The organism is Ohessyouella blattaphilus, assembly GCF_024721265.1.
GTDB classification, from domain to species: Bacteria; Bacillota; Clostridia; order Lachnospirales; family Lachnospiraceae; genus Aequitasia; species Aequitasia blattaphilus_A.
Window position 1 is genome coordinate 206,627 of sequence record NZ_JAMXOC010000001.1, and the last position, 22,257, is coordinate 228,883.

Here is a 22,257-nt window from a genome sequence, read left to right on the forward strand (position 1 = left end):
AACTCTCCTCCTTTCGTTATTGCTATTTTTATAGACGCTCTATTGCTGGTTCCATAAGTGACAAATCCACTGTCCGAAAATCCTCTCTTGAACGCTCACTCCACGCAGGTATTTCACGGCATTCATAAAACTTGTGATATGCCGCCATTGCCCTTTCAATAAGCTCAATACTGTTCATATCAAGCGCTCCCCGTTTTTCAACTCGTTCTAATATAATCGTCTTAAAAGGAGTCTGATTAGGCTTTAAGCTTCCTGACATAGGATGAGTAAGTAGTCTATATTCTGTCTGCAGAGCGTCTCGTGTCCGAAGCAAAACTTCACCGTACTCCGCTAAGAGCTCCACTTGAAACCCTTCGCCAAACCGTTCGGCCACTCTCTCATTATTCGTGATTATGAGAATATTCTCTCTCTTTCTCAGCATGGCTTTCTCCTTTAAGTTATCACGATAACTAAACCTTAAAAGAAACGCGCGGCACATCAGAAATAACTATATTTCGTCGCACTGAAATGCTCGCGCTATCCTATTTACTACGCTTAATATTTAGGGGATCTTTAGCATACATACACACAATGTCGGTGATGCAATCCACCACTTCTGTCACCAATTGCTCTACATCAATCTTCTTTTTTTCGCCCTTTTCCCGTTGTTCCAAAACTCCTTTGAAGATGCCTTTAAAACAGTATACACTCATGTGATTCATCCGAATGGCATTATCCAAAGTAATAACTCCCGCCTCCAAACAACGCAGCGACATATAGAAATCGCGTTTGACAAAATCCCCCTCTTGGAGCATATATTGCAGATAACCACTTAAAATCTGCAATTCTTCCGGAAACATCTCGTAATACTCTCTAAGAGCCTCTGGTAAATGCTTGCTTTGGGTCCCAAAGAATATACAATCAAAGGCCTCTGGCGTAGTAAATGCCTGTCTCGAAAAACACTCCCAAACACCGATATGGCTTTCCCAAACATTATTCCAGGCGCCTTCATGACCTCGCAAATCCTCCAGATAGTCCTGCAAGTAACCTAGCTGAGCAAAGAATAGCAACTCTTCCAGATTGCTAAAATGCCGATAAAGCGAGGTGCTACTGCATCCTAATTCTTTGGCAAGTCGTCTAATCGAAATCGCTTCCGCCCCTTCTTTTTCGAGAATTTCATGGGCTTTTTCTACATATTCCTTTCGACACAAATCCTTAATATGCTTTTCTGTCCTCATTTTCCTGCCACCTCTCCATAAGTATCGTTCTTCTCCTTACGATAGCATTATCATGACAGAACTTCAAGAGCCAGACTATTTAATGAAACCAAAGACATTTAACAAAATAATAATCATAAATATCGGAACTACTACCATCGTAAGAATTTTTGAGAACGAACTTAATTTGCCGTCTCTACCATCCTGGGTAAGTTCCTTCTCATACCCTTTAAAGCCCCATACTTTTGCCACAAAAATGCATGTAAGTAAGCAGCCAGCCGGAAGCAACACATAACCGGTGAAGCAGTCAAACCAGTCGTACAAGCCATAAAACTCAACGCCCGTTACGTAAGGCCAAGGGATGGAAATATTCTTTAATGCTCCAAAGCCTAAAGAGACAAAGATGTTGCCGATAAAAATAATTGCCGCCACAATCAGAACAGCCTTTTTGCGCCCCATCTTAAGCTTCTGCTCTACCGTCCTCATCGGAATCTCAAAAAACGAAAACAGTGAAGATATAACCGCAAAGGCAAGAGCTAAAAAGAATAGAATGCCAATAAATCTTCCTCCCGGTAATTTACTGAAAATCCCTGTCATAACTTCAAACACAAGCCCAGGTCCTTTTTGCACATCTACGCCACCGGCAAACGCCGAAGGAATGATTACAAAACCAGCAAGAATTGCCGCCAGTGTATCGCACACACTAACCCATATAGCATCTGACTTCAAATTGCTCTTATCCGATATATTAGCTCCTAGAGTGGTGAAAATTCCCCACCCGATACCTACTGAGAACAAGACCTGGGTCGCGGCATCGGCAAATACTTTAATATTAAACTTGCTAAAATCTGGGAGCAAATAATATTTAAGCCCTTCCTTCGCGCCCTCGTCCACTGTCAAAGCCCAGATACCACATACAATTAGTAAAACAAAAAGAAGGGGCATCATCACTTTCGTAACTTTTTCAACGATGTTCGTTATGCCAAAGACTAATAAAGCAGAAACGAAAGCCAGTAAAATAAAAGACCAAACAATCGGTTCTACTGGAGACTGGGTGAATTTTGTAAAGTAATCACCGCTATTTGTTCCAAAATCGCCGCTGATTATGTACTGCACGGCGTATTTTAGCACCCAACCACCCACAACTACATAATACATGTTAATCATCATGGTACAAAGATTGGCTATCCAGCCAACAAAGCCCCACTTCTTATTAATCTTTTCGAAAGCAGTGACGGTATCGCTCTTGGAATGACGGCCAATGGCTGTTTCCATCTCCACCATCGGATGCGCCATAATCGCGATTATAATAATGTATACTAGTAAAAAAATCCCGCCCCCTCCTCGATATGCCAAATAGGGGAATTTCCAGATATTACCCAAACCAATTGCTGCACCAGCAGCAACCATGATATAGCCGAACCTCGAATTCCACTGGGCGCTCGCTTGCCCTGGTGAATTAGATACGGTGTTACTAGGTGTTATCTCACTCATACATCCTTTCCTCCTCAGCCTTTCATCGGCCTCACATTCAACAGTTACCGCCTTGCGCAAGGGCATATTATCTTTTTCTATTTGTAGAATATCATGTTATCGCGATACTTTCAATAATCTTTGTCTATTTCTTGACATTTCACGAATTTCAGAGCTTTTTATTGTGCATTATTTATATTTATCTGTATTTATACTATTTTTTATTTACTTTTATGTCATTTATCTGCCTGTTTTCTACTATTTATTCATGTAATCGCGAAAACTTCTGCTTTTTACATAAAATAGAATTTGCCTTGGCAAATTCTTGCGCCTTCGGCGTGTGCTGTTGCACAAAATTCCTATCGCCGAAGTGCGCATCCTTAGCGGAGCGCTTTTTATGTAATAGGAAAGTTCTTTGAACTTTCCTATTACATAAAAAACAGCGATATTGTCAGCTACTATCAGCCAAACAATATCGCTATATTTAAAACAAATAAACCTTATTCAGATTTTGTTTTTTTACGAATTACTAGTAGCGTACCAATCATCAAGACAATTCCAATCGGTAAAGCAATTACTGGTGTCTTCACAAAGCCCGCAACAATATATGTTATAAAAGACACTGCCGCCACCGTAATCGCATATGGCATCTGGGTAGACACGTGATTGACGTGATTACACTGAGCTCCCGCCGAAGCCATAATCGTGGTATCGGAAATCGGTGAGCAGTGATCGCCGCATACGGCACCCGCCATACAAGCGGCCATCCCCATAACCATCATATTGTGGTCAACCCCTTCAAATACTGAAAGGACAATCGGAATCAGAATACCAAACGTTCCCCAGGAAGTCCCGGAAGCAAAGGCTAAGAGGCAAGCCACCAAGAAGATAACCGCTGGTAGGAAGTACATCAGCTCGGCTGCCGTTCCTGCCATCGCTCCTTCAACGAATTCTTTAAGACCTAAGCTATCGGTCATCGCCTTAAGAGTCCAAGCTAGAGTCAGAATCAGAATCGCTGGCACCATGGCCTTAAAGCCATCTGGCACGCAGTTCATCGACTCTCTAAAGCTTAACACTCTTCTGGCAGCGTAAAAGATAATGGTAATAACAAACGCGCAGAAGCTTCCATATACCAAGCCGATAGAAGCATCACTTTGAGAAAAAGCTTCCACAAAGTTGGCACCGCTAAAGAAACCTCCCGTGTAAATCATACCGATGGTACAAGCCACAATCAGAAGCAAAATCGGAAAGACCAAATCAATCACCTTTCCTTTTCCCGCTGGCATCACCTCATCCGTCGTCTGATATGGTCTATCTGGTGTCGTATACAAATCACCATTCATAGCATTTTTTTCATGAAGTTTCATCGGGCCGTAATCGAACTTCAACAAAGTAATCGTAATCAACATAACAATCGTTAAAAGTGCATAGAAGTTATAAGGAATAGCCTGGATAAAGAGGGAGAACCCATCTTCCCCATCAACGAAACCAGTAACCGCTGCTGCCCAAGAAGAAATCGGAGCAATAATACACACCGGTGCTGCCGTGGCATCGATTAGATACGCTAGCTTCGCTCTGGATACATTCTGCTTATCGGTAACAGGCCGCATAACGCTGCCAACCGTCAAGCAGTTAAAGTAGTCATCGATAAAAATCAGGACACCTAAGGCTACGGTAGCTAACTGCACACCCACCCGGGACTTGATATGCTTACTAGCCCAGTCCCCAAAAGCCGCGGAACCACCGGCCTTATTCATCATCGCTACCATAATTCCTAGAACCACTAAGAAAACGATAATCCCCACATTGTAGCTATCGGATAAGACACTTACAATGCCGCCTTCAAAAATATGATTAATCGTCCCTTCAAAGCTAGCACCGGAATAGAAAACACCACCGATTAAGATCCCGATAAAGAGGGAACTATACACTTCTTTCGTAATCAAGGCTAAAATAATCGCCACTAGGGGCGGAATCACTGCCCAAAAGCTCCCAAACATCGCCGGAACGTATTCTTCTCCATCTGCCGCCACAACCGGTAGCGCCAGCGAAACGAGAAGCAGTAATACCGCGAATAAACTTCCCCACCATTTTGTCTTTAACTTTACTCTCTTCATATTCATAACTCTCCTTTTCTCTCTATAATAAGTTTTATCATATGCCCCCTCTTCCGTCAATTACTTTAACGTTTTAACTTGAAAAAGTAGCTAGATAACTGTATAATTAATTGCGCATAAAAATTGCAAATGTAAAACGAAGTGGATAAATAGGAGGAAAAACATGTCTTACGTAGATGAAGTGCTACAATCAGTAATTGAAAAGAACCCTAGCGAACCGGAGTTTCACCAAGCCGTGAAAGAAGTTTTAGAATCGCTAAAACCGGTGATCGAAGCTAACGAGGAAGAATATAAGAAACAAGCGCTCTTAGAGAGAATGGTTAACCCAGAACGCCAATTCAAATTCCGCATTCCTTGGGTAGACGATAACGGCCAGGTACACGTTAACACCGGCTACAGAGTACAGTTTAACGGCGCTATCGGTCCCTACAAAGGTGGACTTCGCTTCCATCCATCCGTTAACTTAGGTATTATCAAATTCTTAGGCTTTGAACAAGTATTTAAAAACTCTCTTACTGGACTGCCAATCGGCGGTGGTAAAGGCGGAGCTGATTTCGATCCTAAAGGAAAATCAGACCGGGAAATCATGGCCTTTTGCCAAAGCTTTATGACTGAGCTTTGCAAATATATCGGGGCTGACACCGACGTACCGGCTGGCGATATTGGCGTAGGCGCTCGTGAAGTCGGCTACATGTTCGGACAATATAAGCGCATCCGCGGTGTCTTTGAGGGCGTTTTAACCGGTAAAGGACTCTCCTATGGCGGTTCTCTAGCACGAACTGAAGCAACCGGATACGGTTTGTTATACTTAACTAGAGAGATGCTTAAAATCAACGGTATCGAGATTGCTGGCAAGACCTGTGCCGTCTCTGGTTCTGGTAATGTAGCCATCTATGCCATTGAAAAAGCGACGGAGATGGGCGCAAAATGCGTAACCTGCTCTGATTCAACCGGTTGGATCTACGATAAAGACGGAATCGATTTGGCCCTTTTAAAAGAAGTAAAAGAAGTGAAGCGGGCTCGCTTAACAGAATACGCTAAAGCTCGTCCTAGCGCTGAGTATCATGAAGGCAAAGGCGTATGGAGCGTGAAAGTAGACATCGCCCTTCCTTGCGCTACGCAAAACGAGCTTCATATTGAAGATGCTAAAGCTCTTGTTGCTAACGGGGTAACTGCTGTTGCGGAAGGCGCTAACATGCCTACTACACTAGAAGCTACTAAGTACTTCCAAGACAACAAGGTCCTCTTTGCTCCTGGTAAAGCCGCTAACGCTGGTGGCGTAGCTACTTCTGCTCTAGAGATGACTCAGAATTCTGAGCGCTTAAGCTGGACCTTTGAGGAAGTAGACGCTAAGCTTCAAGGAATCATGGTAAATATCACCCACGCGATGGACGAAGCTGCTAAACGCTACGGCGAAGATGGCAACTACGTCTTAGGTGCTAATATCGCTGGTTTTGAAAAGGTTGCCGAAGCCATGAGCTTCCAAGGAATCGTCTAAGTAAGCAATGCTTGAAATTAATCTCACCCTAGACTATACTCTAGTCTAGAGTGAGGTTTTTTTATGAGAAAAAGTGTAGATTTATTACAAGGAAATATTCTAAAATCATTAGTTCAGTTATCTCTCCCCATCATGCTGACTTCTTTTATCCAGATGGCGTATAACATGATTGATATGATCTGGCTCGGTCGCGTAGGAAGCGGAGCGGTTACTAGTGTCGGAACTGCTGGCATGTATCTGTGGTTTGCCGGCGGTGTCGCTTCTCTATCCCGCATCGGTACCCAGGTAAAACTAGGTCACGCTCTCGGAGAAGATAAGCCAGACGCCGCCAGAACGTATATTGCCGTAGGCCTGCGTCTGGCATTCATTAGTGGCTTACTATACGGAGCCGTCTGTGTCCTTTTTGCCAAGCCACTCATCGGTTTCTTTCATCTCAGTAACCCTGAGACTATCCGCAACGCTATTCTCTATCAATATATCACCTGTGCCTTGATTGTCGCCCAGTTTTTAAACCAGGTCTTCGCTGGCGTGATGACCGCTATGGGGCGCAGCCTAAATATGCTACTAGCCACTGCCACTGGGTTAATCATCAATATCGTCCTTGACCCCCTGCTGATCTTCGGCATCGGTCCTTTTCCCAAAATGGGCGTAGTAGGTGCGGCGATTGCCACCGTCTTGGCCCAAGTCGTAGTGTTATTCATCTTTATCTTCCTGGCCCGGGGAAATAAAGAGATGTTTTCCTTTCAGGCGATTTTCAAACGACAGGACCGTAATTACCAGCGGGAAATCATCCGCATCGGTCTACCCACCGCCTTACAAAACATCTTCTTTACCTCCATTGGCATGATTATCGCTAGGCTAGTTACCAGCTTCGGCGACCACGCCATCGCTATCCAAAAGGTGGGCTCCCAAATCGAGTCTATCTCGTGGATGATTATCGAAGGTTTCGGTACTGCCATCAACGCCTTTATGGCGCAGAACTACGGCGCTGGCAATACGAAACGTATCCGTAAAGGCTACCACACCGCCCTTGGTATCGCCGTCTGCTGGGGTATCTTTTGCACTGCCCTCTTAGTGGGTCTCCCAGGACCGCTGTTCTCTTTCTTTTTACCAGAGAAGGAACTGCTGTCTTTAGGGATTGACTACCTAGTAATTCTCGGCTTTAGTCAGATTTTTATGTGCATTGAATTATCCGTAGCCGGCATGTTCTCTGGTCTTGGTAAGACGAAGCCGCCCTCTGTTGTCAGCATAGTTTTCAATGCCCTACGTATTCCCTTAGCGCTGATTCTCGTCCGCACGCCCTTAGGTTTAAACGGCATCTGGTGGGCGATTACGATTTCTAGCTTTATCAAAGGGATTGTTTTATGGATTTGGTTTCAAATTAGTTACAAGAATATCAACAAAGCCCCCAAGTCATAAGCGACTCGGGGGCTTCTTTTTTTTAACTACTCAGCTTTGTATAGCTCTTCAAGCTTCTTGTAGTGTGCATATTTTTCTTTTGCTTCTTTAGCAGATTTCTCGAATAACTTCGTAGCTCTTTCTGGATTCGCTCTCATCAAAGCGTTGTAACGTACTTCGCTGTTGAGGAATTCGATGTAATCTTCAGATGGCTCTTTCGAGTCTACTACTAACTTGTTGCCTTCAGCATCAGGATTGAAGCGGAAGCAGTGCCAGTAACCAGCTTTAACTGCTCTTTCTTCTTCTGTCTGAGACATGGTCATACCGCCATTCTTGATACCATGGTTGATACATGGAGCGTAAGCGATAATCAGTGATGGTCCTGGATAAGCCTCTGCTTCAGCAATTGCCTTAACCGTCTGATTGAAGTCAGCACCCATAGCGATTTGTGCTACGTATACGTATCCGTAAGTCATAGCAATTTGCGCTAAGTCTTTCTTCTTCGTATCCTTACCAGCAGCTGCGAACTGAGCAGTTGCGCCTGTTGGTGTTGATTTGGAAGCTTGTCCACCGGTGTTAGAGTATACTTCAGTATCGAATACCATGACGTTGATATCTTTACCAGAAGCCAGTACGTGGTCAACACCGCCGAAGCCGATGTCGTATGCCCAACCGTCACCACCGAAGATCCATTGTGATTTCTTAGCTAAGAAATCTTTATTATTTAATAAGTCTTTTGCTTTTGCATCGTCAGATCCTGCTAAAGCTTTTACTAGCTTGTCTGTAGCATCGCCGTTCTTAGCGCCTTCTTGGAAGGTATCTAGGTATTCGGTAAGTGCTTCTTTCAGATCACCAGTAGCTGTTTCTTGCAGTTCTGTTGCCACTTCGCCAAGACGCTTTCTAATAGCGATTTGACCGAGTAACATACCGTAACCGAACTCAGCGTTATCTTCGAATAAAGAGTTCGCCCAAGCTGGTCCTTTACCTTCTGGTGTTACTGTGTAAGGTGTAGAAGGTGCTGAGTTACCCCAGATTGAAGAACATCCGGTAGCATTAGCGATATACATTCTGTCACCGAATAATTGGGTGATCAGTTTTGCGTAAGGAGTCTCTCCACAACCTGCACAAGCTCCTGAGAACTCGAGAAGAGGTTGTTTGAACTGGCTACCTTTTACGCTGTCAGCTTTAAATTTAGCAACAACTTCTGGTTTAACTTCGATTTCTCTACCAAAGTCAAATACTTCTTGAGCTGCTACGTTTTCTTCTAAGCTTTCCATAAGAAGTGCTTTTTCACCCTTCTTACCTGGGCAAACGTTAGCACAAGAACCACAGCCTAAGCAGTCAAGAGCAGATACGGTAATGGTGAATTTCATTCCCGGTACACCGATCATATCGATCGCCTGCGTTCCTTCTGGAGCCTTAGCTAACTCGTCTTCCGTTAAAGCTACTGGACGAATAACTGCGTGAGGACAAACGTATGCACAGCGGTTACACTGGATACAGTTGTCTGCTTGCCATACTGGAATATCAACGGCTACACCACGTTTTTCAAAAGCGGCTGTGCCTGAAGGAGTCGTACCATCTACGTATTCTTTAAAGGCAGATACTGGAAGCTTGTTTCCTTCTTGCGCGTTAACTGCTTTTTGAACACCGTCAACGAAAGCGAGAACTTCTTTTCTTCCACCCTTAGCTTCGTAGCTGTGAAGTCCTTCATCAGCTGCTGATTTCCAAGAGTCCGGTACTTTAATTTCTACTGCTTGCTCAGCACCTGCATCGATTGCATCGTAGTTCATCTTAACGATCTTATCACCTTTACGGCCATAAGTTGCTTTTGCAGCGTCTTTCATGTACTTAATTGCATCTTCTTGAGGAATGATGTTTGCTAAGTTAAAGAATGCTGACTGAAGTACCGTATTGATACGTCCGCCAAGTCCGATTTCTTTACCGATTTTAATACCATCGATGGTGTAGAACTTGATGTTGTGGTTAGCGATATAAGCTTTCACCTGTCCTGGTAAGTGCTCTTCCAAGCCGTCCATATCCCATGAACAGTTAAGAAGGAAGGTACCACCATCTACTAACTCTTGAACCATGTTGTACTTGTTCACGTAAGATGGGTTGTGGCAAGCTACAAAGTTGGCTTGCTTGATTAGGTAAGTTGACTGAATTGGTTTCTTACCGAATCTTAAGTGAGACATGGTAATACCACCTGACTTCTTAGAGTCATAGTCAAAATATGCCTGAGCATACATGTCTGTGTGGTCACCAATAATCTTGATTGAGTTCTTGTTAGCACCAACGGTTCCGTCAGCTCCAAGTCCCCAGAATTTACACATAATTGTGCCTTCTGGTGTGGTATTGATTTCTTCACCAACTTTAAGAGAAAGATTGGTCACATCATCTTCGATACCGATGGTGAACATTCTTTGATCGGTGTTGTTATATACAGCAACGATTTGCGCTGGAGTTGTGTCTTTTGAAGAAAGACCGTAACGACCAGAGTTAACCACTACATCTTTAAACTTGCTGTCTTTTAATGAAGCAACAACGTCTAAGTATAGAGGCTCGCCAAGAGCACCTGGTTCTTTCGTTCTGTCTAATACGTTAATATATTTAACTGAATCTGGAATGGCTGCAAGTAACGCTTCTTTTACCCATGGACGGTAAAGACGAACTTTAACAACACCCACTTTATCGCCAGCACCATTTAAGTAATCAATGGTTTCGTCGATGGTCTCACAGACAGATCCCATAGCTACGATTACTTTCTCTGCATCTGGAGCACCGTAGTAGTTGAATAGTTTGTAATCTGTACCAATCTTAGCGTTTACCTTATCCATGTAATCTTGAACGATTCCTGGAAGGGCATTGTAGTATGGATTACTAGACTCTCTTGCTTGGAAGAAGATGTCTGGGTTCTGTGCTGAACCGCGTTGTACTGGGTGATTTGGATTCAGAGCATTCTGTCTGAAAGCGTCTACAGCTTCAAGATCCATCATATCTTTCAAATCATCATATTCCCAAGTCTGGATCTTTTGGATCTCGTGAGAAGTTCTAAAGCCGTCAAAGAAGTTGATAAATGGTAACTTACCAGCAACTGCTGCACAGTGAGCAACTGGAGCTAAGTCCATAACTTCTTGTACAGATGACTCGCAAAGCATTGCGGCACCTGTGCCACGACAGGCATACACGTCAGAGTGATCCCCAAAAATTGATAAAGCGTGAGATGCCAGGGTTCTTGCTGATACGTGGAACACACCTGGAAGTAATTCTCCCGCTACCTTGTAAATGTTAGGAACCATAAGTAACAAACCTTGTGACGCAGTAAAGGTTGTTGTCATCGCTCCCGCTGCTAATGCACCGTGAACTGCTCCAGCGGCACCAGCTTCAGATTGCATCTCGGTAACGTTAACTGGTTGACCAAAGATGTTTTCTTTTCCTTCAGCTGCCCACTCATCGATGTGTTCAGGCATTACTGAAGAAGGGGTGATTGGATAGATAGCGGCAACTTCTGTGTACGCATAAGCCACGTGTGCTGCTGCTTGGTTTCCATCCATAGTTTTCATTTTTCTTGCCATTTGGGATTTCCTCCTTAAATAAACAGTTAAATTTATAATAATTTGCGCGTACTTTCATTATATCGCTGTAATGCCCAAAAAACAAGGAAGAAAGCGCTCTATATTGTTTATTTTTCAGTACAGAATCGGCTTTTCAATTGACAGACTTCTCTATTTTATGCATATTTTTTACAGATAACTTGACGATTTTTCTTAAAAATTATATAATTTACCATATAACACTGCTTCAAACAGAAACTTTTAAGTCGAAAGATCGGAGGATGTGTATGAATACAGAAAAGAAACAAGCCGAATTCGGCTCACGCTTTGGGTATATTATGGTAGCTGCCGGGGCAGCTATCGGTCTTGGTAACATTTGGCGCTTTCCTTTTCTCGCCTACCGCGGCGGTGGCGGTATCTTTATCCTCTTCTACATCCTGATCGCCATTTTTATGGGGCATCCCATGGTGGAGATGGAGACAGCCATCGGCCGCTTCGGTAGGGGCAACGTGGCCGCCTCTTTCGGTAAGGTCAAAAAGAAGTACACCTTTATCGGTATTATCGCCGTCATCTGTACCACCTGTATCGATGTGTACTACGTAGTTGTTGGTGGCTGGGTAATCAAATACGCCGTAGCTTATATTACGGGCACCGATTTTGGCGTGGATACCAGGCAGTATTTTGACGGCTTTATCGCCTCCCCTGTAGAACCGGTAGTCTATACCGCCATCTTAATTATCGTAACCGCTTTTCTTTTATTTTTCGGGATAACGAACCTGGTGGAAAAGGTCACGAAGTTTATTATGCCCGCCCTTTTCGTTCTGCTACTGGTCTGTGGCGTTTGGGCTATTTTTTCTTCCGAAGGCGCCCTAGAGGGACTTAAGTATTACCTGGTTCCCGACTTTAGCAAATTTAGCATCAAGATGATTGCCGATGCCGCTACTCAGGTGCTCTTCTCCGTCGGTATCGGTTGGGGAATCTTCGTTACTTTAGGGGCAAGCCTGGGACGAGACCACAATATCAAAAGGGATTCCATGTGGGTAACCATTTGTGATACCTCCGTCGCTCTTTTAGCAGGATTCGTAATTATCCCCTCGGCTTTCGGGGCTGGAGTAGACGTAGCTAGCGGACCTTCCCTTATCTTCGTGGTAATGACTCAGATTTTCGATGATTTACCTGGTGGCCGCCTCATCGGCTTACTATTTTTTGTCGCCCTTATTTTTGCTGTTCTTTCCACCCTCTTCACCATTATCGAAATTCCGATTAAGTGGTTTGAAGAAACAGTTAAAGTCACCCATCGGAAAGCTACCGTTGCGGTTTCGGCTATTATCTTCGTGGCTAGCATCTTCGTTTCCTTAGGTTTTGGTCTCCTAAGTATGGTAAAGCTCCCTTGGTTAGATGTAAACGGCATCGCCTTCTATAACCTTTACGACTGGCTAGACACCTTTACCGCCTACCTGCTCTTGCCGCTTGGTTGTCTCCTAACCTGCTTCTACATTGTCAAAGGGTGGGGCTTTAACGGTTACGGCAAGGAGCTAACAGCTGATGGTAGGGACGGCACGATTAGTACCCTTCATAAAGCTTTGGCAACGGTGATTATTCCCGCTTTAATGATTCTAATTCTTCTAAACTGTTTTGGGTTTATCAAATAATTATGCTAAGGACAAAAAAAGGACGTTTCTTCGTTGAGACGTCCTTTTTAAAGTTCTAGTTTTCTTTTTTATTCCTCTTACTTCTGACTAAGCCAAAGATTAGTAAGCCACCCGCGATAACCGCAAAGATTGCCGCTAATACCTGAGAAACGGGTATGGTCGTACCAATTAAAAACAATGTATCCGTACGAATACCCTCAAAGATAAAACGACCAATACCATAAAGGCACATGTAGATTAAGAAAAATTCGCCGTCGAATTTCTTGTGCCTGCGCAGAGCCATTATGACTAGGATAATCATCACACACCACAGGGATTCATAGAGAAAGGTGGGATGAACCTGAATCGTTTTGATTCCATCGATCACTTCCAGATGCTCGCGCATCTTCTCACTCACATCAGACGCCCGGACAGCGTCTAGTGGCAAACGCATCGCCACCAAGTTATCCGTATACTCACCGAATACTTCCCGGTTAAAGAAATTACCCCACCGTCCGAGGGCTTGGCCAATAGGCAAACTCATGGCAATGGTATCGAAAATGAGTAGCGGTGATTTCTTTTTATACTTAGCAAAGACAAGCACGGCGATAACCGCCCCGATAATGCCACCGTATATCGCCAGTCCCCCTTGGCGGATATTAAAAATACTAAGAAGGTCATCCTGATATTGATCCCAGGAAAAGATCACGTAGTAGAGGCGGGCACCAAGGACGCCGACAATCACCCCAAAAATCGCCAGATCAATATAATCTTCAGCTTTCTGTCCCGTTCTCTTTGCTTCCATATAAGCCAGGAGGACGCCGGCAAGCACTCCCAAACCGATAACCATACCGTAGTAGGCGATATCAAAGCCAAAAACGGTAATATGATCGCCCACGTCGGCTAAATGGATTCCTAGATTTGGAAAATCAATTGATTTTACTGTCATTTCTACTCCCTGTTAATTAGACGTTAAAACGGAAGAGAATTACATCTCCGTCTTTTACCACATACTCTTTGCCCTCTAAGCGGACTAAGCCTTTTTCCTTCGCTGCAGCGTTAGAACCGCAGGCGACCAAATCGTCATAAGACACTACTTCTGCCCGAATAAATCCCCGTTCAAAGTCCGTATGAATCTTTCCGGCAGCACCAGGAGCTTTCGTGCCCTTCGTAATGGTCCAGGCTCTTACTTCCGGTTCACCTGCTGTTAAGTAACTAATCAGGCCGAGGATGTGGTAACTTGCGGTAATCAGCTTTTCTAGTCCTGATTCGCTAAGGCCCAGGTCTTCTAAGAATTCTTTTTTCTCATCGGCATCTAGTTCCGCTAGCTCTTGTTCAATTCCGGCACTGACCACAAAGACTTCGCTATTTTCTGCCTGAGCGTACTCTCTAACAGCCTTTACCCCGGCGTTACTAGCGCCGTCATCAGCCAAATCCTCTTCACCGACGTTGGCGGCGTAGATAACTGGTTTGTATGTCAACAAATTGTAGCTGTTAAGCCACTCCTGCTCTTCTTCATCGGCTACTTCGGCAAAGGTCTTTGCTAGCTTCCCTTCTTCTAAATGAGCTTTGATTTTCTCCAGGAAGCCTAACTCTTTCGCCGCGGCTTTATCGTTTCTCGCTAACTTAGTCGCCTTAGCAATTCGGCGTTCAAGGATCTCTAAATCAGAGAAAATCAGTTCCAGATTGATAGTTTCAATATCTCTAAGAGGATTGATGCTGCCGTCCACGTGAACAATGTTGGTATCTTCGAAGCAGCGAACCACATGCACGATGGCATCTACTTCCCGGATATTAGCAAGGAACTGATTCCCAAGCCCTTCCCCTTTCGAAGCTCCCTTTACCAGTCCCGCAATATCGACAAATTCGATTACCGCCGGTACGATTTTTTTCGTCTGGTACATATCTCCTAAAACCTGTAAGCGCTCGTCGGGAACCGTCACCACGCCTACATTGGGGTCAATCGTACAAAAGGGATAGTTAGCTGACTCGGCGCCCCCCTTAGTTAATGAGTTAAACAGGGTGCTTTTCCCTACATTTGGTAATCCTACAATTCCTAATTTCATTGATTTAAAATCCTTCCTTATCGTTTGTTTCCATCAATATTAGCGTTCCTGTGCGAAAGCTCACTTTCACCGCCTCGTCCTTAATCTCGTTACTTACACAGAGGCTATCCTGAGGCTCCATGGTGTGGTTCTTCAGGGGATACTTGGCTCCCTCCAAAGTCAGACCGTGTACCACCTCACCTAGTGGAAAGAGAGAAAAATACTGGCCATAGGCTTCCTCTTTATTTAGAACGAAATCCTCGTCGTGAAGAGAAATGCGGTTTTGAGGATCCACGAGCGTTGCCTTAATATCTTTTTTTAATGGGATATAGAGGCACTGCACATTGGCCCAGAGGTGATCTAGGCGCCCACCGGTGGCTCCGTGAATTTCAATTTCCGTCGCCCCAATTGTCATCGCTAGGCGAATAGCAATCTCCGTATCGGAAGCGTCTTTTACTGGATTATACTCCTTAATCGGCACATCGGTCTCTTCCCGAAAGTACCTAGCCACTTCTTCATTTACGCTATCAAAGTCCCCAACAATATAGTTGGGAACTATTTTATGCCTGTATAAAAACTCAATCCCCCGGTCCACGCCGATAACTCCAATATTTCCCCCTGAAAGGCTTCTTAGGGTTAACTCATCGGTAATATCGCCACCGCTAATAATCACTACTCGCTTACTCATAGGCTTTTCTTAATACCTCTTTTTATCTTTCTGTTCATTGTACATATTGACATAACTGTCATAGCGGCTCTTCGAAATCTGGCCTTTATCTAGCGCTTCCCTAACGGCACAGGCCGGTTCGTGGATATGGTCACAGGTCTGAAAGCGACACTGTCCTTCATAGGGAGCAAATTCTGGAAAGTAAAATTTAAGCTCTTCCTTCTCCGTCGCCAGCACGTAAAGGGAACTAAACCCTGGAGTATCGCAAATATAAGTATCCTGGGCAATGCGAAATAGCTCCGAATGTCTGGTGGTGTGTTTTCCTCGTTCAATTTTCCGGCTAATGGCGCCAGTCTCCATCTGGGCCTCTGGGTAGAGGCGATTAAGCAGCGAAGACTTACCCACCCCTGAGGGCCCGGCAATTACTGTGGTCTTGCCCTGTAATAATTGGCGCAATTCTTCCACGTGATACCCGCTTTCGGCACTGGTAAAAATAACGGGATAACCAACATTTTTATAGATATTACCTAATTCGGTTATCTCTTCCTCGCCGGCGATATCCTCTTTGTTAAAACAGAGAATAACCGGTACCTCTAGGTACTCCATCATCACTAAGAAGCGGTCTAGCAGATTTAGATGAGGCACTGGCGATTTGATAGCAAACACCACCAAAGCTTGATCCACATTGGCAACCAGTGGTCGCACCAGCTCATTCTTTCTCGGCAAAATCTTGGTAATCGAGCCTTCCATATCCTTTTCATCGAGAACTTCAATCTCCACGTTGTCACCAACTAAGGGTTTGATTTTCTCCTTGCGAAAAATTCCTTTAGCCTTACACTCGTAAACGGCAGATTCGCCTACGTGTACGTAGTAGAATCCGCCGATACCTTTAATTATTTTCCCTTGCATATGCTCCTTTATCCGCCTATGGCGTCTCGTCTGGATTGTCTGCAGGACCGATACTCACGTAGATGGTAACCGTAGCGCCTTTTTCTAGCTGGGTGCCAGCGCTTGGATCCATCCGGGTAATTGTGCCTGGGGTCTTGTCACTATTTTCCTGAATCACCGTAACTGCAAATCCATAGTTCTTCAGTAACGTTTCTGCATTTTCTTTCGTCTGTCCGGTTACTTCAGGAACCGTTATTTTTTCTGCTGGCTTTGGTCCATCACTAACCACCACATCAATGGTGGTGCCTTTTGACTGTTTCGTGCCGCTGTGACTCTGTCTGATAACCACACCCATAGCTACGGAATCGCTATATTCCCGGGTTACATTGGCATTTAGACCGACGCCTTGAATAGCCGCCACCGCACTTCCTTCATCGGTACCGACTACATTAGGCACCTTTACCTTCTCGGAACCGTTACTGACGTACATCGTAATGGTGGTTTCTTTGGTACCCTTTGAGCCAGCACCGGGATTGGTGCTGATAATATGACCTTGCTCTACCTCATCACTAAATTCAGCTTTTAATTCTATATGGATAAAACCAGCATCATTTAGCGCTTGCTCTGCTTCATTATCTTTTAAACCTTTAACATCAGGCACGGTTAATTCCTTACCCTTTAAGCCAGAGCTTAAAACAATATTTATCTTGCTGTATTTACTAGCCTTCTTGCCAGCTTTCGGGTCTTGTGAGATAACCCGACCTTCTTCGTACTTTTCTGACTCTTTACGCTCGGTAATCTTATAGCCTAGGTTAAGCTTATCTAGAGCGGCTTTCGCCTCCGCTTCCGTCTTCCCTACGAGATCGGGAACGGTCACCTGCTTAGAGCTTTCCGCCGACGTCCCGGGACCGAAGCGGAAGATACCTACTGCTCGACCAACGGCAAAAATAAGGACTAAAGCGATTAAAACCGCGGCCACAATCGTTAGAATCTTGGTCATCTTGCGCATCTTCGGATTAAGCTTATCTCCTTTTTTGCGCAGCATCTTACTATCTTCAAAATCATCGTCATCGTAATCGTCATCATCGAGATCATCGTACTGACGACGGAAATCGTCTAATTCAACATCGGTAATCATTACCGTATCCGCATTGCCCACTGGATCAATTTCCACAAAATCGCCTTCCGGGTCGATTAAGGAATGCTTTAAATCCGCAATCAGAGACTGGGTGTTAGGATACCGGCGCTGAGCATTCTTAAGCGTACACTTAAGGATAATCTGCTCTAAGCTATAGGGTATATCCGGTACGATATCCGAAGGCAGCGGCAGCTCTTCCTGCAAGTGCTTCATCGCCACGTTTACGGCCGAATCCCCATCAAAGGGAACGTCACCGGTTACCATTTCATAAAGGGTAATCCCCATCGAATAGATGTCGCTTCGCATATCCGAATAGCGACCCTTAGCCTGTTCCGGTGAAGTATAGTGAACCGAACCCATCACCGTAGAGCTGGTGGTATTAGAAGACATGGCTTTGGCGATGCCAAAGTCAGTAACCTTCACTTTGCCCTCTTGGGAAATAATTATATTCTGAGGCTTAATATCCCGGTGGATAATACCGGCCGCGTGAGCCGCGCCGATTCCTTGACAAATCTGAATGGCAATACTAATCGTCTCTTTATAAGAAATCTTGCCCTTTTTGTGAATATACTCTTTTAAAGTAATGCCCTCAACTAGCTCCATTACCATATAGTTAAGGCCTCTATCCTCGCCAACGTCGTAGACGTTAACGATATTTGGATTGGTTAGCCCGGCCGCCGCTTGAGCTTCTGAGCGGAATTTTTCCACAAAACTTTCATCGACTCGAAATTCTTTTTTAAGCACTTTAATCGCCACGTTCCGATTGAGCATCAGATCGCGACCTTTATATACATCTGCCATGCCGCCGGCACCAATCTTCGACAGCACTTCATATCTTTTTCCTAATACAATTCCCTTACCCATTAATTATTCACCTCACCGTCCAGTGGTTTGGCCATAACAACCCCGATGTTGTCTCGACCGCCATTACTATTTGCCTGTTCTATCAGCATATGTACAGCCTCCACTAAGTCTCTTGCCCCCTTAACAATATCAAACATATCTTCATCCTCGACCATATTGCTTAAGCCGTCGGTACACATCAAGATAATATCGCCCTTCTCGATGCGATACTCATAGACATCCGCTTCCGCATCCGACTTTACGCCGATTGCTCTCGTAATGATGTTTTTATCTGGATGAAATTTGGCTTCTTCAGCCTTAATCCCCCCTAAGCGTACCATCTCCTCTACTAGTGAGTGGTCCTTGGAAATCTGGAGGATTTTGTCGCTGATTAAATATAAGCGACTATCACCAATATTGGCAAAATACATGGTGTTGCCAATCACCGTTGCTACCACTAGCGTTGTGCCCATGCCTTCAAGCTTAATGTCGCTAGCTGCCGCCTCTATCACTTTTTCATTAACCGTGGTAAAAATTCTTCGCAAAATTTCTTCAGGATTGCGTAACTTCGTCTTTGCTAACTCTTCCTTAAAGACGCTGATGGCGTACTTTGAAGCGAAGTCGCCAGCCTTATGCCCGCCCATACCATCAGCTACCGCCAACAGATTCGGGAAAGGCCCTATCGGCTCGTCACTGACAAAGACATAATCCTGATTTATTTCTCTTTTCCTACCCACATCTGTAAGCGCATATTGTTTCATCTAATATCCTCTACTCATCTTTATTCAAGTAATGTCTTCTAAGTTGCCCGCAAGCACCGTCAATATCGGTGCCACGTTCCCTTCTTATAGTAACATTTATTGCATTTTTTTCAAGTTTATTTTTGAATGACAGCGCACTTGCGGCATCTGGTTTTTCGTATTTTCTTTCCCTAACGGGATTGACGGGAATCAGATTCACGTGGAATGGTCTTTTTTTCAAAAGGGCGATTAATTCCCGGGCATCCTCATCGGTATCGTTCACTCCTTTTACCAGCGAATACTCGAAAGTAACCCGCCGTCCCGTCTTTTTGTAGTAGTAATCACAAGCTCCAAGCACCGATTTTAGCGGGGAGGTCCTGGCTACTGGCATCAGCTGCTCCCGCTTCTTCTGAGTGGTTCCGTGAAGGGAAAGAGCCAGGGTAATCTGAAAATTCTCATCAGCCAAGCGCTTCATTTCCGGCACCAGACCACAGGTAGAGACGGTTAAGTTGCGCTGGGAAATATTAAGGCCATCGCCGCCTGTAATCATCGTGATAAAGCGTACTAGATTGTCGTAGTTATCGAGAGGTTCCCCTGTCCCCATAACCACTACGTTGGAAATCCGCTCCCCGATTAACGTCTGGACCTGGTAAATCTGTCTTAGCATCTCAGAGTTCTTTAAATTCCGAATCAGGCCGCCGATGGTAGAAGCACAAAAGGTACACCCCATGCGACACCCTGCTTGGGACGAAATACAGACGGAATTTCCGTAGTCATAGCGCATTAACACCGTCTCAATCACCTGATTATCATCTAAGGCAAAGAGATACTTTCGCGTCCCGTCAACCTGTGAAACTTGCTCTTCTAAGAGCTCCATCTTCGGCAGATAAAAATGTTCAACTAACCTTTGACGTAAACTCTTAGAAAGGTTCGTCATCTCTTCAAAGTCCCCTACGAGATGGACGTGAAGCCATTCGTATATCTGCTTGGCGCGAAAGGGTTTTTCATTTATTATTTCCATTTCTCTTTTTAGCTCTTTTAGATTAAGAGAAAGAATATCTATTTTATCCATGTGTTTTCCTCTGCATCAGGGCAATGTAGAAGCCATCCCCTGGGTCTATCCCTGGTAAATACTGCTTTTCGCTAACTAGTGAAAAATCAGGATTGGCGGCTAAAAACTTCCCGGTATTATCTTCGTTTTCCCTTTTGTTAATGGTACAGGTGCTATAAAGCAGCTTACCACCAGGCTTTACATACGCTTTCACGACGGCTAGTATCTCTTGCTGCAAGGTCGCTAGTTCGCTCAAATCCGCTTCGGTAATACGTCGCTTTAAATCCGGCTTTCGCCCCAATACCCCTAGTCCCGAACAAGGCAAGTCAGCAATGACGATATCTGCTTGTGCGACGGCTTGTTCATCGAGAACAAGGGCATCTTGCACCCTCGCCTGAATGTTTGTCAAACCGCTTTTAGCGATGTTTTCCTTAATTAATCCTACTTTGTATTCTGTCAAATCGCGAACGCTTACCTGGCCACTGCCTTTTAATAGCTCGGACACGTGTAAGGCCTTGCCACCTGGAGCCCCGCAAACATCGATGACGTAATCGCCCTCTTTCGGAGCGGCCACCACGCCGACCCGCATGGAGCTTAAATCTTGGACGTAAAACTCACCTGCGCGGAAGCTCTCCGACTTTTCTAGGTAATCTATCTCTGTCAGTTCTATGGCCGCCGGAAAATCAGGTACTTTCCTAGCGGTAATACCTTCTTTTGCCAGCTTGGTAAGCAAAGCATCGACGGCGATTTTCCCTTCGTTTACCCGAACCGTTAATGGCGCCCGGCTAAGAAAAGCGGCTCCCATGGTGGCAATCACCTCACTATCATAGTCTTGTTGCCAGTAGGTCACTAGCCACTGAGGTAGGGCGTAGCGGGTAGCCAAATCCGGAAAGCTAATCTTCTCCTTCTCCCGGCTAATCGTTCGCAGCACTCCGTTTACAAAACCTGAAAGAGATTTAAAGCCCTTCTTCTTAGCTAGCTTAACCGCCTCGTTACAGATAGCCGCATCAGGAACTCTGTCCAAATACATAATCTGAAAGACGCTACTTCTAAGAATCTCCCGAATAACCGGTTTCATTTTCTTGACTTTTACCTTGCTGTAGCTATCGATGATATAATCCAGCTGCAACATGAACTCAAGCGTGCCGCTCACCACTTTCGTGATAAAGGCACGCTCTTTCTTTTCTAAGTATTGGTATTTATCCAAAACGTTTTTCAGCGCTTGGTGGCTAAAAGCCCCCTCCTTTGTAACCATAAGGAGGGTTTCTAAAATTATTTCCCGATCGTTATTTGTCATTTATTCTTCCTTAGTCTCTGCGTCCTCGCGTCAATATGAGCAGTCGTAGTAATTGTAATATAGAACCAGCAGCGGCGGCTACGTAAGTCATGGCAGCGGCTTGAAGCACTTCTTTCGTCTGGCCTACCTCTTGAGGATTAAGTAGTCCGGCCTTTCCAGCCACCTCTAAGGCTCGGCTAGAAGCGTTAAACTCCACCGGTAGCGTCACTAGCTGAAAGAGTACGGCTGCAGAAAACAAAGCAATACCGATGTTGATAAGTAGTGCCGAAGAACTGGAATTAATCAAAAGACCGATAATAATTAGTGGCCACGCCAGATTGCTTCCTAAGTTCGCCGCTGGTACTAAAGCCGTCCGCCACTTAAGGGGCGCATAGCTTTGATGGTGCTGCATCACGTGTCCACACTCGTGGGCAGCTACCCCAATGGCCGCAACCGAAGGGTTATTATAGGTGGCGTCAGAAAGACGTACGGTCTTAGTCCGAGGATCGTAATGATCCGTCAAATTACCACTGACGTGCTCAATTCGCACATCGGTGATTCCCTCTGCTTGTAAAATTCGCGCTGCCGCCTCTCTACCAGTAATCCCGGTCAAACTTCTAACCTTTGAATACTTCGCAAAAGTGGACTTCATCTTCGATGAAGCGAGCATACTTAAGCCAAGCCCTATCAATACCAAAATATAGGTAGGATCAAAAAACATTCCATAACCCATTCTAAT

General features: G+C 44.7%; 17 protein-coding genes. 3 read left to right on the top strand and 14 right to left on the bottom strand.

Features of this window, described 5'->3' with window-relative positions; translation table 11 throughout:
- Nucleotides 1-28: 28 nt before the first annotated feature.
- The 4 genes from NHH16_RS00815 to NHH16_RS00830 all read right to left on the bottom strand — a co-directional run bounded on the left by NHH16_RS00815 (nt 29) and on the right by NHH16_RS00830 (nt 4,786).
- Nucleotides 29-421: a GrdX family protein gene (locus NHH16_RS00815; protein ID WP_262067698.1), complete on the bottom strand. Its 393-nt coding sequence runs from the start codon at nt 419-421 to the stop codon at nt 29-31.
- A 100-nt stretch (nt 422-521) separates the two neighbouring features.
- Nucleotides 522-1,217 carry a TetR/AcrR family transcriptional regulator gene (locus NHH16_RS00820; RefSeq protein ID WP_262067699.1) on the bottom strand — a complete coding sequence of 232 codons (696 nt, stop codon included), beginning with the start codon at nt 1,215-1,217 and terminating at the stop codon, nt 522-524.
- A gap of 75 nt (nt 1,218-1,292) precedes the next feature.
- A complete protein-coding gene (locus NHH16_RS00825) occupies nt 1,293-2,690 on the bottom strand; it encodes a sodium-dependent transporter (RefSeq protein WP_262067700.1) in 1,398 nt (465 codons plus the stop codon).
- Nucleotides 2,691-3,169: 479 nt separating this feature from the next.
- Complete coding sequence (locus tag NHH16_RS00830) at nt 3,170-4,786, bottom strand: Na+/H+ antiporter NhaC family protein (RefSeq protein WP_262067701.1); 1,617 nt, start codon at nt 4,784-4,786, stop codon at nt 3,170-3,172.
- Nucleotides 4,787-4,949: 163 nt separating this feature from the next.
- Here NHH16_RS00830 and gdhA point away from each other — a divergent pair, with 163 nt between their 5' ends.
- Nucleotides 4,950-6,284: an NADP-specific glutamate dehydrogenase gene (gene gdhA, locus NHH16_RS00835; RefSeq protein ID WP_262067702.1), complete on the top strand. Its 1,335-nt coding sequence runs from the start codon at nt 4,950-4,952 to the stop codon at nt 6,282-6,284.
- Between the two features lie 63 nt (nt 6,285-6,347).
- Nucleotides 6,348-7,703: an MATE family efflux transporter gene (locus NHH16_RS00840; protein ID WP_262067703.1), complete on the top strand. Its 1,356-nt coding sequence runs from the start codon at nt 6,348-6,350 to the stop codon at nt 7,701-7,703.
- Nucleotides 7,704-7,729: 26 nt separating this feature from the next.
- On the opposite strand, the gene nifJ is transcribed toward NHH16_RS00840, so the two are convergent.
- Nucleotides 7,730-11,260, bottom strand: a complete 3,531-nt coding sequence (gene nifJ / locus NHH16_RS00845; protein ID WP_262067704.1) for a pyruvate:ferredoxin (flavodoxin) oxidoreductase — start codon at nt 11,258-11,260, stop codon at nt 7,730-7,732.
- 266 nt (nt 11,261-11,526) lie between these two features.
- On the opposite strand from nifJ, the gene NHH16_RS00850 reads away from it, so the two are divergent.
- Entirely contained in the window at nt 11,527-12,891 is a 1,365-nt protein-coding gene (locus NHH16_RS00850; RefSeq protein WP_262067705.1) for a sodium-dependent transporter, read from the top strand.
- A gap of 55 nt (nt 12,892-12,946) precedes the next feature.
- Here NHH16_RS00850 and lgt read toward each other — a convergent pair whose 3' ends face one another.
- The 9 genes from lgt to NHH16_RS00895 are packed head-to-tail and all read right to left on the bottom strand — an operon-like array spanning nt 12,947 to nt 22,251.
- The gene (gene lgt, locus NHH16_RS00855; RefSeq protein WP_262067706.1) at nt 12,947-13,819 is read right to left on the bottom strand and encodes a prolipoprotein diacylglyceryl transferase; all 873 of its coding nucleotides are present in this window, start codon (nt 13,817-13,819) and stop codon (nt 12,947-12,949) included.
- A gap of 16 nt (nt 13,820-13,835) precedes the next feature.
- On the bottom strand, nt 13,836-14,936 hold the full coding sequence (gene ychF / locus NHH16_RS00860) for a redox-regulated ATPase YchF (RefSeq protein WP_262067707.1): 1,101 nt from the start codon (nt 14,934-14,936) through the stop codon (nt 13,836-13,838).
- A 4-nt stretch (nt 14,937-14,940) separates the two neighbouring features.
- On the bottom strand, nt 14,941-15,603 hold the full coding sequence (locus NHH16_RS00865) for a thiamine diphosphokinase (RefSeq protein WP_262067708.1): 663 nt from the start codon (nt 15,601-15,603) through the stop codon (nt 14,941-14,943).
- A 9-nt stretch (nt 15,604-15,612) separates the two neighbouring features.
- Nucleotides 15,613-16,491 carry a ribosome small subunit-dependent GTPase A gene (gene rsgA / locus NHH16_RS00870; RefSeq protein ID WP_262067709.1) on the bottom strand — a complete coding sequence of 293 codons (879 nt, stop codon included), beginning with the start codon at nt 16,489-16,491 and terminating at the stop codon, nt 15,613-15,615.
- A 16-nt stretch (nt 16,492-16,507) separates the two neighbouring features.
- Complete coding sequence (gene pknB, locus NHH16_RS00875; protein WP_262067710.1) at nt 16,508-18,472, bottom strand: Stk1 family PASTA domain-containing Ser/Thr kinase; 1,965 nt, start codon at nt 18,470-18,472, stop codon at nt 16,508-16,510.
- Nucleotides 18,472-19,212: a Stp1/IreP family PP2C-type Ser/Thr phosphatase gene (locus NHH16_RS00880; protein ID WP_262067711.1), complete on the bottom strand. Its 741-nt coding sequence runs from the start codon at nt 19,210-19,212 to the stop codon at nt 18,472-18,474. The genes pknB and NHH16_RS00880 overlap by 1 nt, the downstream gene beginning before the upstream one ends.
- Nucleotides 19,213-19,222: 10 nt before the next feature.
- Nucleotides 19,223-20,263: a dual-specificity RNA methyltransferase RlmN gene (gene rlmN, locus NHH16_RS00885; RefSeq protein WP_262067712.1), complete on the bottom strand. Its 1,041-nt coding sequence runs from the start codon at nt 20,261-20,263 to the stop codon at nt 19,223-19,225.
- Complete coding sequence (gene rsmB, locus NHH16_RS00890; protein ID WP_262067713.1) at nt 20,256-21,539, bottom strand: 16S rRNA (cytosine(967)-C(5))-methyltransferase RsmB; 1,284 nt, start codon at nt 21,537-21,539, stop codon at nt 20,256-20,258. The genes rlmN and rsmB overlap by 8 nt, the downstream gene beginning before the upstream one ends.
- 10 nt (nt 21,540-21,549) lie before the next feature.
- The gene (locus tag NHH16_RS00895) at nt 21,550-22,251 is read right to left on the bottom strand and encodes a zinc metallopeptidase (protein ID WP_262067714.1); all 702 of its coding nucleotides are present in this window, start codon (nt 22,249-22,251) and stop codon (nt 21,550-21,552) included.
- Nucleotides 22,252-22,257 lie beyond the last annotated feature (6 nt).

Excerpts from the sequence above, each read along its gene's own strand:
- NHH16_RS00815 (WP_262067698.1), bottom strand. The coding sequence starts at position 421 with ATGCTGAGAAAGAGAGAGAATATTCTCATAATCACGAATAATGAGAGA.
- NHH16_RS00820 (WP_262067699.1), bottom strand. The coding sequence starts at position 1,217 with ATGAGGACAGAAAAGCATATTAAGGATTTGTGTCGAAAGGAATATGTA.
- NHH16_RS00825 (WP_262067700.1), bottom strand. The coding sequence starts at position 2,690 with ATGAGTGAGATAACACCTAGTAACACCGTATCTAATTCACCAGGGCAA.
- NHH16_RS00830 (WP_262067701.1), bottom strand. The coding sequence starts at position 4,786 with ATGAAGAGAGTAAAGTTAAAGACAAAATGGTGGGGAAGTTTATTCGCG.
- gdhA (WP_262067702.1), top strand. The coding sequence starts at position 4,950 with ATGTCTTACGTAGATGAAGTGCTACAATCAGTAATTGAAAAGAACCCT.
- NHH16_RS00840 (WP_262067703.1), top strand. The coding sequence starts at position 6,348 with ATGAGAAAAAGTGTAGATTTATTACAAGGAAATATTCTAAAATCATTA.
- nifJ (WP_262067704.1), bottom strand. The coding sequence starts at position 11,260 with ATGGCAAGAAAAATGAAAACTATGGATGGAAACCAAGCAGCAGCACAC.
- NHH16_RS00850 (WP_262067705.1), top strand. The coding sequence starts at position 11,527 with ATGAATACAGAAAAGAAACAAGCCGAATTCGGCTCACGCTTTGGGTAT.
- lgt (WP_262067706.1), bottom strand. The coding sequence starts at position 13,819 with ATGACAGTAAAATCAATTGATTTTCCAAATCTAGGAATCCATTTAGCC.
- ychF (WP_262067707.1), bottom strand. The coding sequence starts at position 14,936 with ATGAAATTAGGAATTGTAGGATTACCAAATGTAGGGAAAAGCACCCTG.
- NHH16_RS00865 (WP_262067708.1), bottom strand. The coding sequence starts at position 15,603 with ATGAGTAAGCGAGTAGTGATTATTAGCGGTGGCGATATTACCGATGAG.
- rsgA (WP_262067709.1), bottom strand. The coding sequence starts at position 16,491 with ATGCAAGGGAAAATAATTAAAGGTATCGGCGGATTCTACTACGTACAC.
- pknB (WP_262067710.1), bottom strand. The coding sequence starts at position 18,472 with ATGGGTAAGGGAATTGTATTAGGAAAAAGATATGAAGTGCTGTCGAAG.
- NHH16_RS00880 (WP_262067711.1), bottom strand. The coding sequence starts at position 19,212 with ATGAAACAATATGCGCTTACAGATGTGGGTAGGAAAAGAGAAATAAAT.
- rlmN (WP_262067712.1), bottom strand. The coding sequence starts at position 20,263 with ATGGATAAAATAGATATTCTTTCTCTTAATCTAAAAGAGCTAAAAAGA.
- rsmB (WP_262067713.1), bottom strand. The coding sequence starts at position 21,539 with ATGACAAATAACGATCGGGAAATAATTTTAGAAACCCTCCTTATGGTT.
- NHH16_RS00895 (WP_262067714.1), bottom strand. The coding sequence starts at position 22,251 with ATGGGTTATGGAATGTTTTTTGATCCTACCTATATTTTGGTATTGATA.